The 15,146-nt window shown below is 65.9% G+C and carries 15 protein-coding genes; 8 read left to right on the top strand and 7 right to left on the bottom strand.

Annotated features, from left to right (window positions below; all coding sequences use genetic code 11):
- The first annotated feature begins 99 nt into the window (after nucleotides 1-99).
- On the top strand, nucleotides 100-684 hold the full coding sequence (locus JO236_RS15055; protein ID WP_293331618.1) for a cysteine dioxygenase: 585 nt from the start codon (nucleotides 100-102) through the stop codon (nucleotides 682-684).
- The gene (locus JO236_RS15050) at nucleotides 684-1,106 is read left to right on the top strand and encodes a rhodanese-like domain-containing protein (protein ID WP_293331615.1); all 423 of its coding nucleotides are present in this window, start codon (nucleotides 684-686) and stop codon (nucleotides 1,104-1,106) included. Before JO236_RS15055 ends, JO236_RS15050 begins: the two co-directional genes overlap by 1 nt.
- 2 nt (nucleotides 1,107-1,108) lie before the next feature.
- Here JO236_RS15050 and JO236_RS15045 read toward each other — a convergent pair whose 3' ends face one another.
- Genes JO236_RS15045 through JO236_RS15035 form a run of 3 tightly spaced genes read right to left on the bottom strand, consistent with a single transcriptional unit; the run spans nucleotide 1,109 to nucleotide 4,673 of the window.
- Nucleotides 1,109-2,845 (bottom strand): alpha/beta hydrolase, encoded by a 1,737-nt coding sequence (locus JO236_RS15045; protein ID WP_293331612.1) that lies wholly within the window; start codon nucleotides 2,843-2,845, stop codon nucleotides 1,109-1,111.
- Entirely contained in the window at nucleotides 2,842-3,615 is a 774-nt protein-coding gene (locus tag JO236_RS15040) for an enoyl-CoA hydratase (RefSeq protein WP_293331609.1), read from the bottom strand. The genes JO236_RS15045 and JO236_RS15040 overlap by 4 nt, the downstream gene beginning before the upstream one ends.
- Nucleotides 3,612-4,673, bottom strand: coding sequence for an enoyl-CoA hydratase/isomerase family protein (locus JO236_RS15035; RefSeq protein ID WP_293331717.1), 1,062 nt, complete (start codon nucleotides 4,671-4,673; stop codon nucleotides 3,612-3,614). Before JO236_RS15035 ends, JO236_RS15040 begins: the two co-directional genes overlap by 4 nt.
- A 240-nt stretch (nucleotides 4,674-4,913) precedes the next feature.
- Between JO236_RS15035 and JO236_RS15030 the strand changes: the two genes are divergently transcribed.
- Both JO236_RS15030 and JO236_RS15025 read left to right on the top strand, forming a co-directional pair.
- Nucleotides 4,914-5,753, top strand: coding sequence for a Bax inhibitor-1/YccA family protein (locus JO236_RS15030; RefSeq protein WP_293331606.1), 840 nt, complete (start codon nucleotides 4,914-4,916; stop codon nucleotides 5,751-5,753).
- Nucleotides 5,754-5,879: 126 nt separating this feature from the next.
- Nucleotides 5,880-6,734 carry an endonuclease domain-containing protein gene (locus JO236_RS15025; protein WP_293331603.1) on the top strand — a complete coding sequence of 285 codons (855 nt, stop codon included), beginning with the start codon at nucleotides 5,880-5,882 and terminating at the stop codon, nucleotides 6,732-6,734.
- A gap of 68 nt (nucleotides 6,735-6,802) precedes the next feature.
- Here JO236_RS15025 and JO236_RS15020 read toward each other — a convergent pair whose 3' ends face one another.
- The gene (locus JO236_RS15020) at nucleotides 6,803-8,020 is read right to left on the bottom strand and encodes an acetyl-CoA C-acetyltransferase (protein WP_293331600.1); all 1,218 of its coding nucleotides are present in this window, start codon (nucleotides 8,018-8,020) and stop codon (nucleotides 6,803-6,805) included.
- Between the two features lie 141 nt (nucleotides 8,021-8,161).
- Nucleotides 8,162-9,124, bottom strand: coding sequence for an SGNH/GDSL hydrolase family protein (locus tag JO236_RS15015; RefSeq protein ID WP_293331714.1), 963 nt, complete (start codon nucleotides 9,122-9,124; stop codon nucleotides 8,162-8,164).
- Between the two features lie 235 nt (nucleotides 9,125-9,359).
- On the opposite strand from JO236_RS15015, the gene JO236_RS15010 reads away from it, so the two are divergent.
- The 4 genes from JO236_RS15010 (at nucleotide 9,360) to JO236_RS14995 (ending at nucleotide 13,916) form a co-directional block, all read left to right on the top strand.
- Nucleotides 9,360-10,427, top strand: coding sequence for an alpha/beta hydrolase (locus JO236_RS15010; protein WP_293331597.1), 1,068 nt, complete (start codon nucleotides 9,360-9,362; stop codon nucleotides 10,425-10,427).
- A 56-nt stretch (nucleotides 10,428-10,483) separates the two neighbouring features.
- The gene (locus JO236_RS15005; RefSeq protein WP_293331594.1) at nucleotides 10,484-11,878 is read left to right on the top strand and encodes a cystathionine beta-synthase; all 1,395 of its coding nucleotides are present in this window, start codon (nucleotides 10,484-10,486) and stop codon (nucleotides 11,876-11,878) included.
- 193 nt (nucleotides 11,879-12,071) lie between these two features.
- Complete coding sequence (locus tag JO236_RS15000) at nucleotides 12,072-12,677, top strand: RDD family protein (protein ID WP_293331591.1); 606 nt, start codon at nucleotides 12,072-12,074, stop codon at nucleotides 12,675-12,677.
- Nucleotides 12,678-12,722: 45 nt separating this feature from the next.
- Entirely contained in the window at nucleotides 12,723-13,916 is a 1,194-nt protein-coding gene (locus JO236_RS14995) for a cystathionine gamma-synthase (protein WP_293331588.1), read from the top strand.
- 33 nt (nucleotides 13,917-13,949) lie between these two features.
- Here JO236_RS14995 and greA read toward each other — a convergent pair whose 3' ends face one another.
- Together greA and JO236_RS14985 are read right to left on the bottom strand one after the other, a co-directional pair.
- Nucleotides 13,950-14,444: a transcription elongation factor GreA gene (gene greA, locus JO236_RS14990; RefSeq protein WP_067011431.1), complete on the bottom strand. Its 495-nt coding sequence runs from the start codon at nucleotides 14,442-14,444 to the stop codon at nucleotides 13,950-13,952.
- Between the two features lie 206 nt (nucleotides 14,445-14,650).
- Nucleotides 14,651-15,085: a DUF4307 domain-containing protein gene (locus tag JO236_RS14985; protein WP_293331585.1), complete on the bottom strand. Its 435-nt coding sequence runs from the start codon at nucleotides 15,083-15,085 to the stop codon at nucleotides 14,651-14,653.
- Nucleotides 15,086-15,146: the final 61 nt, after the last annotated feature.

Here is a 15,146-nt window from a genome sequence, read left to right as displayed (position 1 = left end):
ACACTTGCGGGCGTGCTGGAGCGGTACGGATTTTGTGAGTGTTGTCGGCCCTGACGAGCCGCCGACTTCCCGATCCGTCCACCCTTATGGAGCTTCTCCGTGGCTGTTCCTGCCGCCGTCGCGCCGCGACCGCTTACCGTCTCGTCTCCATTCGCGGGGCCCACTCGGCTCCGAGTGCCCGACCTACTCCATGCCACCGACCAGGCCGCGGACGACGTGCTCGGCGGGCGCTGCGACCATCTGGTCCCCCCCGGCGGGGTGCCCGACACCGAGCGCTGGTTCACCCGCATCCACGGCGACGACGAACTGGACATCTGGTTGATCAGCTGGGTTCCAGGTCACGCGACCGAGCTGCATGACCACGGCGGCTCGCTCGGCGCGCTGACCGTACTGTCCGGGTCGCTCAATGAATTCCGTTGGGATGGAAGGCGTTTGCGGCGTCGCCGGCTGGAGGCCGGCGATCAGGCCGGGTTCCCGTTGGGTTGGGTGCACGACGTGGTCTGGGCGCCCCGGTCCATCGCGGGGGCAACGCCGGCAACAGAACCTATCCAGCCCACGCTGAGCGTGCACGCGTATTCACCGCCGTTGACCGCGATGTCGTACTACGACGTCACTGAGGTCACCGGCCAAAACAGGTTGCGCCGCCGGCGCACCGAATTGACCGATCGACCGGAAGGTTCGTGATGAGCCGTATCGAGCGGGTCCTGGACCGCGTCCGACGCAGGTATCGGCGTCTGGACGCCGGCCAGCTGCCCGACGCGTTGGCCCGCGGAGCAGTGCTGGTCGACATCAGGCCGCAGGCGCAGCGAGCCCGCGAGGGCGAGGTGCCGGGAGCGCTGGTGATCGAACGCAACGTCCTGGAGTGGCGCTGCGATCCGACCAGTGACGCGCGGCTGCCCCAGGCCGTCGACGACGACGTCGAATGGGTGATCGTTTGCTCGGAGGGCTACACCTCCAGCCTGGCCGCGTCGGCGCTGCTGGATCTCGGCCTGCACCGCGCCACCGACGTGATCGGCGGGTACCACGCGCTGGCCGCCGCCGGTGTGCTCGAGGCACTCGGACCGCTGCACGCGGATGTCGCACTGAGCGGTCGGCGCTGGATGTAGCGCTACCCGGCGCCGGAGCCGTCGGCGTCGGGATGCAGTAGCGGCCGCAGCTTTTCGGTCTTTTCCTGCGACCAGCCCGGCGGCGACAAGACCTGCGCCCAGCCGTTGGCGACGTCGGCAACGTATTTGTGCCCATGCCCGTCCGGCACGTCCACGGCCACCGCCATGTCGGCCGAGACCTGAAGGAACGTCACCACCGGGATCCAACGGGTCTCGGGCAGCACGTCGTAGCCCCGCTTTTCGCGCAGCCAGTCCGGTTTGCTGAACAGCAGGTCGGGCGTCCACCACGCGATCGGGTCGGAAGCGTGTTGCAGGTACACCACCCGCGGTCTGCCCCAATCCCCGGCCGGCCGTTGCAAATTGCCGGGACGGGCGACGAACCGGACGTTACGGCCGTCGTCGTAGATCGGCAGCCACTCCGGTGAACCGGCGTCGCGGGTCGCCGTCAGCTGGGTCCAGATCGTGTTTTGGAAGGTGGGTCCGCTGAACAGGGCGCCGTCGGTGCGGGCCAGCACGTTGTTCAGGCTCATGAACGGAGCCTCGCCGCCGAACGAGCCCAGACTCTCGCCGAACACGACGATCTTGGGGCGCCGGAATTCCGGCATCTGCCGGACCAGTTTGTCGACCGCCTCGAACAACGCCTGACCGGCGCGACGCGCATTCTCCTTGTCCACCAGGAAAGACAGCCAGCTGGGCAGGTACGAATACTGCATGCTGACGATCGCCGTGTTGCCGTTGTACATGTACTCCAGGGCGTCGGCTTCGGCCTCGTTGATCCAGCCGGTTCCCGTGGTCGTGCCGACGGCGACGACAGCGCGATTCAGTCCACCGGTGCGCTCCAGCTCTTCTGCGGCCAGCTCCGCGGTGGCTGCTATGCCCTTCGCGGAGTCCAGGCCCGCGTAGGCCCGGATCGGCTCGACGGCCGGCGCACCATTGAAGGCGGACAGTTGTTCCACTGTGGGGCCGGCCTTGACGAAGATGCGGCCCTGATGACCCAGCGATTCCCAGGACACCAGCGAGTCCGGGCCGCCGGAACGGAGTTTTGTCGGCGGCCGCGAGGTGTTCGGATTCATCTCGTCGTTGACCGAGGCGAAGGTGTTGTTCATCGTGCGCATCGCGAATTTGAGCACTACGCCGTTGAGCACCGTGATGGTCAGCACCACGAGCACCACGACCACGATGGTGGCCGAGAGCCGGAACGGCGCTATCCGGTCGAGCTCCCGTACCAGGAAACTCACGAGTCTGCGGATCAGCTGGCCGATTTCGACGAGCGTGAACAGCACGACCAACGACAGGGCCGTGGCCAGCGGGTAGTCATACCACTGCAGATGCTCGACACCCATCAGGTTGCGCACGTCGTCCTGCCATACGTGGAACCAGATCGCCATCAATACCTGCCCGACCACGCCGAGCCCGACGAGGGGCAACCATGCCCAGCGGGGTGGCGGCGGGCTGGAATCCCGGGAACGCATGTAACGCACCAGCCAGACGGCGAACACGCCGAGGCCGTAGCCGATGGCCCCAGAGCAGCCGCTGACCACGCCCTGGAACAGCGGTCCGCGCGGCAGCAGCGACGGCGTCATCGACAACCACAGGAAGACAAGGCCGACCGCGGTGCCGGTGAAAGTGTAGTGGCGAACCCACCAGGCTTCCCGAAGCGGTTGGTGCGCTGGGGTTTCCGGAGCCTCAGCGTCGTCGGGTGGGGGCTCGGTGGTGGGCGCGGCGGCGGTTTCGCTCATCGATGCGTGAACCGGGCGGGGCGCTTTTCGATGAAGGCCGCCATGCCCTCGGATTGGTCTGCGGTAGCGAATGACGAATGGAAAAGCCGGCGTTCGTAGAGAAGTCCCTCGGACAGCGTGGTTTCGAAAGCCCGGTTGACGGCTTCCTTGGCCATGCGGGACGCCGACCGCGACATCTGCGCAATGGTGGTCGCGACGGCCTTGGCCTCGGTGAGCAGGTCGTCAGCCGGCACCACCCGCGAAACCAGGCCGCTGCGTTCGGCTTCGGCGGCGTCGATGCTGCGTCCGGTCAAGATGAGGTCCATCGCCTTGGCCTTGCCGATGGCCCGAGTCAGACGCTGTGAGCCGCCCATGCCCGGCAGCACGCCCAGTTTGATCTCGGGCTGACCGAATTTTGCTGTGTCCGCAGCGATCAGCAGATCGCACATCATTGCCAACTCGCAACCACCGCCCAGTGCGTGCCCGGCCACCGCGGCGATCGTCGGCGTGCGGACGGCAGCCAGCTTGCCCCAGGGGGCGAAAAAATCGGCGCCGAACGCGTCGGCGAACGTCAAGTCGGCCATTTCCTTGATGTCGGCGCCGGCGGCGAAGGCCTTGGCCGAACCGGTGATGATGATCGCACCGATGCCGGGGTCGTTGTCCAATTCGGCTGCCGCAGTAGTGACTTCGTTCATAACCTGACTGTTGAGCGCGTTGAGCGCGTGGGGCCGGTTCAGCGTGATGATGCCGACTCGCTCTTCGCGCTCGACCAGGATGGTCTCGTAGGTCATGCCTTACCTTTCTCGAAGCTCAAGTCGTCGTCGACCGGTTCGAAATACGCCTCGACGTCGGCTGCGGTGACCTCGGCCAGCGTCGCCGGCGACCACTTCGGATTGCGATCCTTGTCGACCAGCTGCGCGCGAATGCCCTCCACCAGGTCATGTGAACGCAGTGACGCCGACGACACCCGATAGTCCTGGACCAGAACATCTTCCAGTGTTTCCAGCTTGCCGGCCCGGCGCACCGCCTCCAACGTCACCGACAGGGAGATGGGGGAGCGGGTCGCGATCAGGTCGGCGGCGTCGTTGGCGGGACCCGCCCTGTCCGACTGGTGGCCCCGCAGTCGTTCAACGATGTCCTGGACGGTGTCACCCGCATAGCAGTGGTCGATCCAATCCCGTTGCGCAGCAAGCGTACTCGCGGGGGGCTCGACGGCGTGGGCGGCCAATGCGGTCTCTACCCCGTCGGCGACGATCGCCGCAGTGAACGCGGCGAGCTCGCTGTGTGGCACGTAGTGGTCGGCAAATCCCAGGGCGATGGCGTCCGCGCCGGAAAACGGCGCTCCCGTCAACGCGGCATGCAGGCCCAGCAGGCCGGGCGCGCGGGACAGCAGATACGCCCCGCCGACGTCGGGGATGAAGCCGATGCCCACTTCGGGCATCGCGATTTTCGAGGTGTCAGTGACCACGCGGGTGTTCGCGTGTGCACCTACGCCGACGCCACCGCCCATCACGATGCCGTCCATCAGGGACACATAAGGCTTGGGGTAGCGGCCGATGTGCCCGTTGAGCAGATACTCGTCGCGCCAGAAGCGCCGCGCCTGGACGCCGTCCTGGCGGGCGCTGTGGTAGACCGCGACCACGTCGCCCCCCGCGCACAGTCCGCGTTCGCCGGCTCCGGACAGCACCACCGCGCGCACCTCGGCGTCGCGTTCCCATCGGATGAGCACCGTGCGGAGCAGGTCAATCATCGTTTGGTTCAGCGAGTTGATCGCCTTGGGGCGATTAAGCGTCACCAACCCCACGCCACCATCAAGGCGGGTCAGGACCTCGTCGGATTCCCCAGTCACGGCTCCGGAAAAATCTCCCGTCACGCCAAAGTCTCCCCTCACCGGAATCCGCCTCGACTGCACAAGAGTTTGACGAGCAATCTAAATCGTGACTCGCTCAGCGATGCCCGCGGGGCTAAGGTTTATCGTTATCCGGACTACGCATGAGTGAGCAGCTCCGCTGGGAACTCGGGCGGGCTGCTGAATCGTTGAGCAGTAGTTCGTACGGCTCGAGCCACACCACGATGAGAGGATCCGACGGTGCGGGAGACAAGCAACCCGGTATTTCGCTCGCTGCCTAAGCAGCAGGGCGGATACGCGCAATTCGGCACTGGCCCGGCCCAGATGCAGCCATATCAAGCCAGCCCCTACGCCCCCTACCAGGAGGCCAGGGCTTCCCGTCCGCTGACCATCGACGACGTGGTCACCAAGACCGGCATCACGCTGGCCGTGCTGACGGCCTCCGCCGTCGTGTCGTTCTTCCTGGTGGCGTCCAACCCGGCGTTGGCCGCCCTATTCACCTTCGTGGGCGCGTTCGGCGGCCTGGCGATGGTGCTGATCGCGACGTTTGGGCGCAAGCAGGACAGCCCCGCAATCGTGCTGACGTACGCGACCCTGGAGGGCCTGTTCCTCGGGGCCTTCTCGTTCCTGATCACCTACCCGATATCGGTGGGGCACCAGACGACCAGCGCCGGGGCGCTGATCGGCGAAGCCGTCCTCGGCACCTTTGGCGTGTTCTTCGGCATGCTCGTCGTCTACAAGACCGGCGCCATCCGAGTCACGCCCAAGTTCACCCGCATGCTGGTCGCGGCCATGTTCGGCGTCCTCGCCCTGATGATCGGCAATCTCGTCATCGGGTTCTTCAACCATGGTGAAGGCATGGGCCTGCGCAACGGCGGACCGCTCGCGATCGTCTTCTCGCTGGTCTGCATCGGCATCGCGGCCTTCAGTTTCCTGATCGACTTCGACGCGGCCGATCAGATGATCCGCGCCGGAGCGCCGGACAAGGCGGCGTGGGGTATCGCGCTGGGCCTGACAGTGACGCTGGTCTGGCTCTACGTCGAGATTCTGCGGCTGCTCAGTTACTTCCAGAACGACTAGCTACGCGACAGCGGTCTCGCCGTTGACTCTGCGCTGAGGCTGGCGCTCACTCGCACTTTGCCGCCGTAGCCGCAGAGTCAACGGTGCGGTCGACAAGGTGTCGGTAGTCGCCGCCACCATGTCCGCATGGGTCTGGGTAGTCAACCGTTCATCGGCAGTGAGGCGTTCGCCACCGGGAAAGTCACGCGCCATGAGCTGCGCTCGCACTACCGCGCGATCATGCCGAACGTCTACGTCGAAAAATGTGTGCAGCCGTCGCTGCGACAGCGCACCATCGCTGCTTGGCTCTGGTCGCAGCGCCAGGCGGTGATCGCCGGCGCCGCGGCCTCGGCGCTGCACGGAGCCAAGTGGGTCGACGACACGGTGCCGGTCGAAATGATCTGGCGCAACGCCAGAGCGCCGCAAGGCGTGGTTACGCACCACGCGCAGTTGTCCGGTGATGAATTTCAGCGGCTCGACGGCCTCCCCGTGACGACACCGGAACGCACGGCCTTCGACATCGGCCGGCGCGGAACGATCAATTGCGCCGTTGCCAGCCTCGATGCCCTGGCCGCCGCTACCGGCTTCAAGGTCAACGACGTCTTGGAGCTGGCCGGCGGCCATCGCCATACGCGCGGCCTGCGTCAATTGGAGGCCGCGCTGGATCTGGTCGACTCGGGCGCTCAGTCGCCGAAGGAAACCTGGCTGCGGCTGCTCTTAATCAATGCGGGCTTCCCCAGACCGCAGACCCAGATCCCCGTCCTTGGCCCCGACGGCTTTCCCCGATACTTCCTCGACATGGGCTGGGAGCACATCATGTTGGCAGTCGAGTATGACGGCGGACAGCACTGGACCAATCCGATTCAGTACGACCACGACGTCACACGGCAGGAGTATGTGGCCAGAATCGGCTGGACTGTGATCAGGGTGGTCGGTGGGCACCGCGGCCCCGACATCATTCGCCGAGTGCGCCATGGCTGGGACGCTAAGACATCCCACTGACTCTGCGCTCACGGTGGGGCCCACTCGCACTTTGCCGCCCTGGACGCAGAGTCAACGCAGCAGCAACGTCAGTTCAGGCGCTCGATAATCATGGCCATGCCCTGGCCGCCGCCGACGCACATGGTTTCCAGGCCAAAGGTCTTGTCGTAGGTCGTCAGGTTGTTCAGCAGCGTGGTGGCGATGCGGGCGCCCGTCATACCGAACGGGTGGCCCAGGGCGATCGCTCCACCCGACACGTTGAGCTTGTCCTCGTCGATGCCGAGCTCGCGCGCCGAGCCAAGCACCTGCACGGCGAAGGCCTCGTTGATCTCGAACAGGTCGATGTCCTTGACCGCCAAGCCAGCCCTTGCCAGCGCCTTCTTGGAGGCTTCGATCGGGCCCAGTCCCATGATCTCCGGCGAGAGACCGCTGACGCCCGTGGACACAATCCGCGCCAACGGCGTCAGACCCAACTCTTTTGCCTTGGTGTCGCTGGTGATTATCAACGCAGCGGCACCGTCGTTGAGCGGGCACGCGTTGCCGGCGGTCACCGTGCCGTTGGGCCGGAACACGGGCTTGAGCTCGCTGACCTTCTCATAGCTGGTACCGGCGCGCGGACCGTCGTCGGTGGTGGCGGTGGTGCCGTCAGGCAAAGTGACCGGCGTGATCTCGCGCTCGAAAAACCCGCTCTTGATGGCTTCTTCTGCCCGGTTCTGGCTGCGCACGCCCCAGCGGTCCTGGTCCTCGCGGCCGATGCCGGTCATGATGGCGACGTTCTCAGCGGTCTGGCCCATTGCAATGTAGACGTCGGGCAGGTTTCCGTCGGCGCGGGGATCGTGCCACTCGTCGGCGCCCGCCGCCGCCGCGGCCGAGCGTTCTTGCGCCTCGTTGAACAGCGGGTTCTTGGTGTCGGGCCAGGAGTCAGAGTTGCCTTTTGCGAACCGGGACACGGTCTCCACCCCCGCGGAGATGAAGGCATCGCCCTCGCCGGCCTTGATCGCGTGGAAAGCCATCCGGGTGGTCTGCAACGACGATGAGCAATACCGGTTGACTGTGGTGCCCGGCAGGAAGTCGTAGCCCAGTTCAACGGCAACGACGCGGGCCATGTTAAAGCCCTGCTCGCCACCCGGCAGGCCGCAGCCCAGGATCAGGTCGTCAATCTGGTGCGGGTTCAGGGCCGGCACCTTGTCGAGCGCGGCCCGAACCATCTGGGCCGCGAGGTCGTCGGGCCGAATGCTGACCAGCGACCCCTTCATTGCGCGACCGATCGGCGAGCGGGCAGCTGAGACGATGACTGCTTCTGGCATGACGGCTCCGTCCATTGGTGTGGCAAAGCCGAATCTAGCTCGGTGACGATGCGGCCCGCGCGGCGGGCCGAGGAGGAGGCGGGCAATCAGATCCAGCCGGTGACGATGCGGCCCGCGCGGCGGGCCGAGGAGGCGCCCCCGCTACCCGCTGGCGGAAACAGCCGCGTCCGGCGCGGGTACTTGCCGACGCCAGAGCCGCGACACGACGCCCAGACGGGAGTGTGCACTGCCCAGCACCAACGTGCTGGACCGGGAGGACGTGTGAACCGTTGGGCTGTCGACCTTTACGCCCATCGCACCGCACAGCGCGAGCAGCAGCTGCTCGGCCGCCAGTGCATATGCGGTGGGCGATGGGTGGTAACGATCCGCCGAGAACATCACCTCGGGGCTGGAGCGGAACTGCCGGAATTGGGCGGCAAGCAAGCTGGCCAGCGGCACCGGCACGCCGCCGGCTGCCCGGACGGCGGCGGTCTGGGCCCGCGCGAGCTGAGAACCGCGCGCGTGGGCCAACGAACGCAGCGGCTGGGGGATGGCGGTGATGACGCCGAGATCCGGGCAGGTACCAACGACGACCAGTGCACCGCGGGTGCGTAACTTGCGCACCGTCAGTTCCAGCCGTCGCGCGGACTGGCTGATGCCGTTGAGCGCTGTGATGTCGTTGGCGCCCAGCATCATGACCGCCGCGTCCGGCGGTGGCCCGGCCACGAACATGGCATCGACCTGACTACACACGCCCTTTGACGTCGCGCCGACGATCGCCTTGGTACTCAACCGGATGCGCTTGCCGGTCTGCTCGGCCAGCCCCCGTGCGATCAGCACGCCAGGTACCTCTTCGGCGCTGCTGCAGCCATAGCCGGTGGCCGTCGAGTCGCCGAACATCATCACGTGCATGTCGAAGGGGATGCCACGGTGCCAGCGCTGGACGGGCCCGCCCCCGCGCGTGTAGATGCCGTCGGCGCGCGGCGGGGTCTCCCAGGCCCTGGGGATGACGGTGCGCGCCTGCGTCGCCTGGCCCACCAGCAGATTGCGCGCACCCAGATAGGCCGTACCTGTCGAGGCCAGTGCACCGGCTGTGGCCAGAGCGATCGTCGAACGACGCGGCACCCTGATTGTCACGCAACTAGTTTAGGTCGGCTTGGCGTGGGTTGCTGGGAAGTTACGCGATTACGGTGTGGACCAAATGTGGTATCGAAACGGACGCTATGAACGTTGCATTCGGAATAAACTGTCAAGCTAAGTTCGCGGGGCTGACTGAATGCTCGGGAAGAAAGGGTGAACCGAACGCTCAGTTACTTCGTCACATGCTGTATGGACTACAAAGGCGTAGGAAGTGTTGAGCATGACTGCACCGAGTAAGGTATCTGGCTCGCCTCGTGAAGCCATTCGTCCACGCGACGTTCTGAAGGCACGTAAACTTGAAGCACGTAGATTCGCAATCAGCGATGGCGCTCCAGTTGAGGTCGTCGAGTCTGGACCAAGTGTCGCTGCGCGATTAGCCACGCTGGCGTCTCGACTGACGATTCGGCCGGTTTTGGCTGCTGGCAGCTACGTACCAAATCTCCCTTGGCCATGGGGTCTCATCGACCATGCTGCCCGAGTGCTGCTGCCGGTCTCCAGCTCGCTGCGGGCCACCGTGGACCTGCCCAATGCTTCGGCTCAGCTCATTCGCGCACCGGGTGTGCTCCCCGCCGACGGCACCAGGCGGGTCATTCTCTACCTGCACGGCGGTGCGTTCCTTACCTGTGGAGCAAACTCACACGGTCGGCTGATCGACGCGTTGTCGAAATTTGCTGACGCGCCCGTCCTGGTGGTCAATTATCGGCTCTTGCCTAAGCACTCCATCGGCTCGGCGCTCGACGACTGCCGCGACGGCTACCGCTGGCTCAGGCTGCGCGGCTACGACCCGGAGCAGATCGTGCTGGCCGGCGATTCGGCGGGCGGCTACCTCGCGCTGGCCTTGGCGCAAAGGCTGCAGGAGGACGGCGAGGAGCCTGCCGCCTTGGTGGCGATCTCGCCACTGCTGCAGCTGGCAAAGGAACATAAACAGAGTCACCCGAATATCAAGACGGACGCGATGTTTCCCGCGAAGGCGTTCGACGCGCTGGTCGAATTGGTTGCTAGCGCTGCCGCCAAGCGGGTGGTCGACGGCAAGCCCGAAGAGATTTACGAGCCTTTGGAGCGCATCAAACCCGGTTTGCCACGGACGCTGATCCACGTCTCGGGGTCCGAGGTGCTGCTGCACGACGCGCAACTGGCCGCGAGCCGGCTGGCCGCGGTCGGTGTGCCGGCAGAGGTCCGGGTCTGGCCCGGCCAGGTGCACGATTTCCAGCTGGCCGCGCCGATGGTGCCGGAGGCGGTGCGTTCGCTGCGCCAGATCGGGGAGTACATCCGCGAGGCCACTGGCTAGCCCACGCCGGGGTGGGTGCCCCTGCGCGTGCCGAAATCGCCTGAGACGATGAACGCATGCGGATCGCGCAGCACATCAGTGACCTCATCGGCGGCACTCCGCTGGTGCGCTTGAATTCGGTCGTGCCCGACGGCGCCGGCGTGGTGGCGGCCAAGGTCGAATATCTGAACCCGGGGGGCAGTTCAAAGGACCGCATCGCGGTGAAGATGATCGACGCGGCCGAGGCGACCGGCCTGCTCAAGCCGGGCGGCACCATCGTCGAACCCACCTCCGGCAACACCGGCGTGGGCCTCGCCTTGGTTGCCCAGCACCGCGGTTACAAGTGCGTATTTGTCTGCCCCGACAAAGTCAGTGAGGACAAGCGCAACGTGCTGATAGCCTACGGCGCCGAGGTCGTCGTGTGCCCGACCGCAGTGCCCCCCGACCACCCGGACAGCTACTACAGCGTCTCCGACCGGCTGGTCACCGAGATCGACGGGGCCTGGAAACCCGATCAGTACGCCAACCCCGAGGGGCCGGCCAGCCACTACGCGACGACGGGTCCGGAGATCTGGGCCGACACCGACGGCAAGGTCACCCACTTCGTCGCCGGTATCGGCACCGGCGGCACGATCACCGGCGCGGGCCGCTACCTCAAGGAGGTTTCGGAGGGGCGGGTGCGCATCATCGGCGCCGACCCCGAGGGATCCGTGTATTCGGGCGGCACGGGCCGGCCGTATCTGGTCGAGGGCGTTGGCGAGGATTTCTGGCCGGCGGCCTACGACCAGACGGTGCCCGACGAGATCATCGCCGTGTCGGACTCGGACTCTTTCAACATGACCAGAAGGCTGGCCCGCGAAGAAGCGATGCTGGTCGGCGGGTCGTGCGGGATGGCCGTGGTGGCCGCGCTGAAGGTGGCCGACCAGGCCGGCCCCGATTCCCTGGTGGTGGTGTTATTGCCCGACGGCGGTCGCGGTTACATGTCGAAGATCTTCAACGATTCGTGGATGTCGTCGTACGGATTTCTGCGTAGCCGCCTCGACGGGTCTACGTCGGAGCCCACGGTCGGTGATGTGTTGCGCGGCAAGTCCGGGGCGCTCCCAGACCTCGTGCACACCCATCCCTCGGAGACCGTGCGTGATGCCATCGGCATCCTGCGTGAGTACGGAGTTTCGCAGATGCCGGTCGTCGGCGCCGAACCACCGGTGATGGCCGGCGAGGTGGCCGGCAGCGTTTCCGAGCGCGAACTGCTCTCCGCCGTCTTCGAGGGTCGAGCCAAATTGGCCGACGCGGTATCGGAGCATATGAGCCCGCCGCTGCGGATGATCGGTGCCGGTGAGTTGGTCAGCGCGGCGGGTAAGGCGTTGCGGGATTGGGACGCCTTGATGGTCGTTGAGCAAGGCAAACCGGTCGGGGTCATTACCCGATACGACTTGCTGGGCTTTCTGTCCGACGGTCTGCGGCGGCACTGATAGCACGAAATTAGCTGGGCGACAAAAGAATACGACGGCGCAGAAGGTGGGGGGCGGTCTTTCAGGTCGGTCGCGGTGCCGTCGATACATTGTGGTCGGGCGCGAGCGTGACGCGGCTCGCCCGGGCCGTTCCGCGAATCGCGAACTCGGGTACTGTAATGCGGCGTTCAGAACCCTGCGTGGAAGGTTGCCCATGACAGATCAACCGCCGCCCGGTGAGGCCGCCCCGCCACCTCCGTTGCCCGAAGGCGCCTCCTACCCTCCGCCCCCTCCGTCCGCCGGTGGGTATGCGCCGCCACCGCCCGGCCCGGCGGTTCGTGCTCTTCCTACGCAGTCCTATACACCGTGGATCACTCGGGTGCTGGCGTTCCTTATCGACAATGCCCCGCTGGCGGTGGTGTACGGCATCAGTTGGGCGATCGCGCTGGCCACACAGCATTCGTCGTGTGTCACCGACGCCACGCAATACAGCGGTAGCTACTACTGCTCCACCCAGCAATCGTTGGTCGGTCTGTTGGCTCAGGGCGTGGCGTGGCTGGTGGGGGTGGCCTACTGGGTCTGGAACTATGGGTACCGCCAAGGCAGCACCGGATCGAGCCTGGGCAAGTCGGTGACAAAGTTCAAGGTCGTCAGCGAAACCACCGGGCAGCCAGTGGGTTTCGGCAGGTCCGTGCTGCGCCAGATCGCGCACGTGCTCGACTGGATCATCTGCGGTATCGGATTCCTGTTTCCGCTGTGGGATGCCAAACGGCAAACGTTGGCCGACAAGGTCATGACCACGGTGTGCCTGCCGATCTGACCCGGAGTGCGGCTCGTTGCGGCGGGCGTCACTAGGCTGTCGTCGATGAGCAAAGACGGTACGGGGCAACGCGGGTTGGCCACCAAAGCCATCCACGCCGGGTATCGGCCAGACCCGGCGACGGGTGCGGTCAACGCGCCGATCTATGCCTCCAGCACCTTCGCCCAAGACGGGGTCGGCGGCCTGCGCGGCGGCTTCGAATACGCGCGCACCGGCAACCCGACCCGGGCAGCGCTAGAGGCCGCGCTGGCCGCGGTCGAAGAGGGCACCTACGGCCGGGCGTTCGGCTCCGGGATGGCCGCCACCGACTGCGCCCTGCGGGCGATGCTGCGGCCCGGCGACCACGTGGTGATTCCCGACGACGCTTATGGTGGCACTTTCCGGCTGATCGACAAGGTGTTTACCCAGTGGGGCATCCAGTACACACCGGTGGCACTGGCAAATCTGGACGCGGTGCGCGCCGCGATCACCCCGCAGACCCGACTCATTTGGGTGGAAACGCCGACCAATCCATTGCTGTCCATCGCCGACATCGCCGGCATCGCCGAGCTCGGCCAACAGAGTTCGGCAAAAGTGTTGGTGGACAATACCTTTGCCTCTCCCGCGTTGCAGCAACCGTTGACCCTGGGGGCCGATGTCGTGTTGCACTCGACCACCAAGTACATCGGTGGCCACTCCGACGTCGTGGGCGGCGCGTTGGTCACCAACGACGAGGAACTCGACGACTCCTTCGCCTTCCTGCAGAACGGAGCCGGCGCGGTTCCCGGGCCTTTCGACGCCTACCTGACGATGCGTGGCCTCAAGACGCTGGTGCTGCGGATGCAGCGACACAGCGAAAACGGTTCTGCCATAGCGGAATTCCTCGCCGAGCACCAGGCGGTGAGCTCTGTGCTTTACCCTGGCCTGCCGGCCCATCCCGGGCATAAGGTCGCCGCCCGGCAGATGCGCGGCTTCGGCGGGATGGTGTCGGCCAGGATGCGAGGGGGCCGCGATGCGGCCGAGCGGCTGTGCGCCAACACCAGCGTGTTCATTCTCGCCGAGTCGCTAGGCGGGGTGGAGTCGCTGATCGAGCATCCCAGCGCCATGACGCACGCGTCGACGGCCGGATCGCAATTGGAAGTGCCCGACGATCTGGTGCGGCTTTCGGTCGGCATCGAGGACGTCGATGACCTGCTGGCCGATCTCGAGCAGGCGCTCCGGGCCGCCGAGAGTGAATCTGACGACGTGACACGCCGGTGACCCGTCGCCGGATTCACACTGGCGGCGGTACGGCTAGGAGTGGTACGGCTCCGCGCTGACCAGCGTGACCTCGACGGTGTTGCCGTTGGGCACGGTGTAGCTGCGGGTCTCGCCGACCTTGGCGTCGATCAGGGCGCCGCCTAGCGGTGAGTTCGGCGAGTACACTTCGAGCTTGCCGTCGTTGACGCCCTCCTGGCGGGTGGCGATCAGGAACGTCTCGCTGTCGGACTTGTCGCCGTTGTAGTAGACCTTGACCACCGAGCCGGGCAGCGCGACGCCGGACTGCTTGGGCGCCTCGCCGACCTTGGCGTTGTTCAGCAGGTCCTGCAGCTGGCGGATGCGGGCCTCCTGCTGACCCTGCTCCTCGCGGGCGGCATGGTAGCCGCCGTTCTCGCGCAGGTCGCCCTCCTCGCGGCGGTCGTTGATTTCCGCGGCAATAACGGGGCGATTCGCGATCAGCTGGTCGAGTTCGGCCTTGAGTCGGTCATGTGACTCCTGGGTCAACCAGGTCACCTGAGTGTCCGTCATCTCGTCGCGCTCCTCGTATTCGGCATAAGTCTTCAGATCCCGCTGTTCGGGAATGTGGCCGTCCCCCGTTGCTGCGACGGCTCCGTTTCTCCTCACGGCCGTTAATGCAGCAATACACGGTCCCTGCCAGGACCGTGCATTCATCTATGTTACCACTTTGAAAACGGATGATGACCGCATATTGGCTGTTCGGCGTTTGTCGCGCGTCAGGCCGGGCGCAGGTAGCCGGGCACATCGGTGCCGCAGCCGTAGATGTCTGCCATCGCCGGCGGTCTGCTGGATTTTAACGTCGTCGTCACCTGTACGGTCTTGTCCTTTGACGGCGCAACCAGCACCTCCCGTCGACCCGTCTCGCTGCCGTCCTTGGCGCGGACCCGCACGATGCAGTCGACCGGTCGCGACGGGTGTCGCCGGGTGACGCTGATGGTGACCGAAGCCGTTTCGTCATCGATTACTTGGTAGCCGGCCAGTGAACCCGTGACGTCTGCGGTGCCAAGGCGCTGGTAGCCGACGGCCGCGACGACGGTCCCGGCCACCACTACCACCACCGCCAGACCGATGACGACACGGCGCCGCGATCTGCCGGACAGTCGCGAGCGTCCGTAGCGGGCCTCGGGCCGCGCGATGGGGTCTGGGTTCATGGCTGGGCTTGTCGGGGATCGGAGAACTGGAATTATAGGGGCGACTTATAGGCTCAGGAGG

It is taken from the genome of Mycobacterium sp., assembly GCF_019247635.1.
Classification (GTDB): Bacteria; Actinomycetota; Actinomycetes; order Mycobacteriales; family Mycobacteriaceae; genus Mycobacterium.
Note: the sequence above shows the minus strand (reverse complement) of the source record. Positions and strands in the feature narration are given on the sequence as shown.

Bases quoted from the DNA above. Each gene is read 5' to 3' on its own strand.
- JO236_RS15050 (WP_293331615.1), top strand. From the start codon at position 684: ATGAGCCGTATCGAGCGGGTCCTGGACCGCGTCCGACGCAGGTATCGG.
- JO236_RS15045 (WP_293331612.1), bottom strand. From the start codon at position 2,845: ATGAGCGAAACCGCCGCCGCGCCCACCACCGAGCCCCCACCCGACGAC.
- JO236_RS15040 (WP_293331609.1), bottom strand. From the start codon at position 3,615: ATGACCTACGAGACCATCCTGGTCGAGCGCGAAGAGCGAGTCGGCATC.
- JO236_RS15025 (WP_293331603.1), top strand. From the start codon at position 5,880: ATGGGTCTGGGTAGTCAACCGTTCATCGGCAGTGAGGCGTTCGCCACC.
- JO236_RS15020 (WP_293331600.1), bottom strand. From the start codon at position 8,020: ATGCCAGAAGCAGTCATCGTCTCAGCTGCCCGCTCGCCGATCGGTCGC.
- JO236_RS15010 (WP_293331597.1), top strand. From the start codon at position 9,360: ATGACTGCACCGAGTAAGGTATCTGGCTCGCCTCGTGAAGCCATTCGT.
- JO236_RS15005 (WP_293331594.1), top strand. From the start codon at position 10,484: ATGCGGATCGCGCAGCACATCAGTGACCTCATCGGCGGCACTCCGCTG.
- JO236_RS15000 (WP_293331591.1), top strand. From the start codon at position 12,072: ATGACAGATCAACCGCCGCCCGGTGAGGCCGCCCCGCCACCTCCGTTG.
- JO236_RS14995 (WP_293331588.1), top strand. From the start codon at position 12,723: ATGAGCAAAGACGGTACGGGGCAACGCGGGTTGGCCACCAAAGCCATC.
- greA (WP_067011431.1), bottom strand. From the start codon at position 14,444: ATGACGGACACTCAGGTGACCTGGTTGACCCAGGAGTCACATGACCGA.
- JO236_RS14985 (WP_293331585.1), bottom strand. From the start codon at position 15,085: ATGAACCCAGACCCCATCGCGCGGCCCGAGGCCCGCTACGGACGCTCG.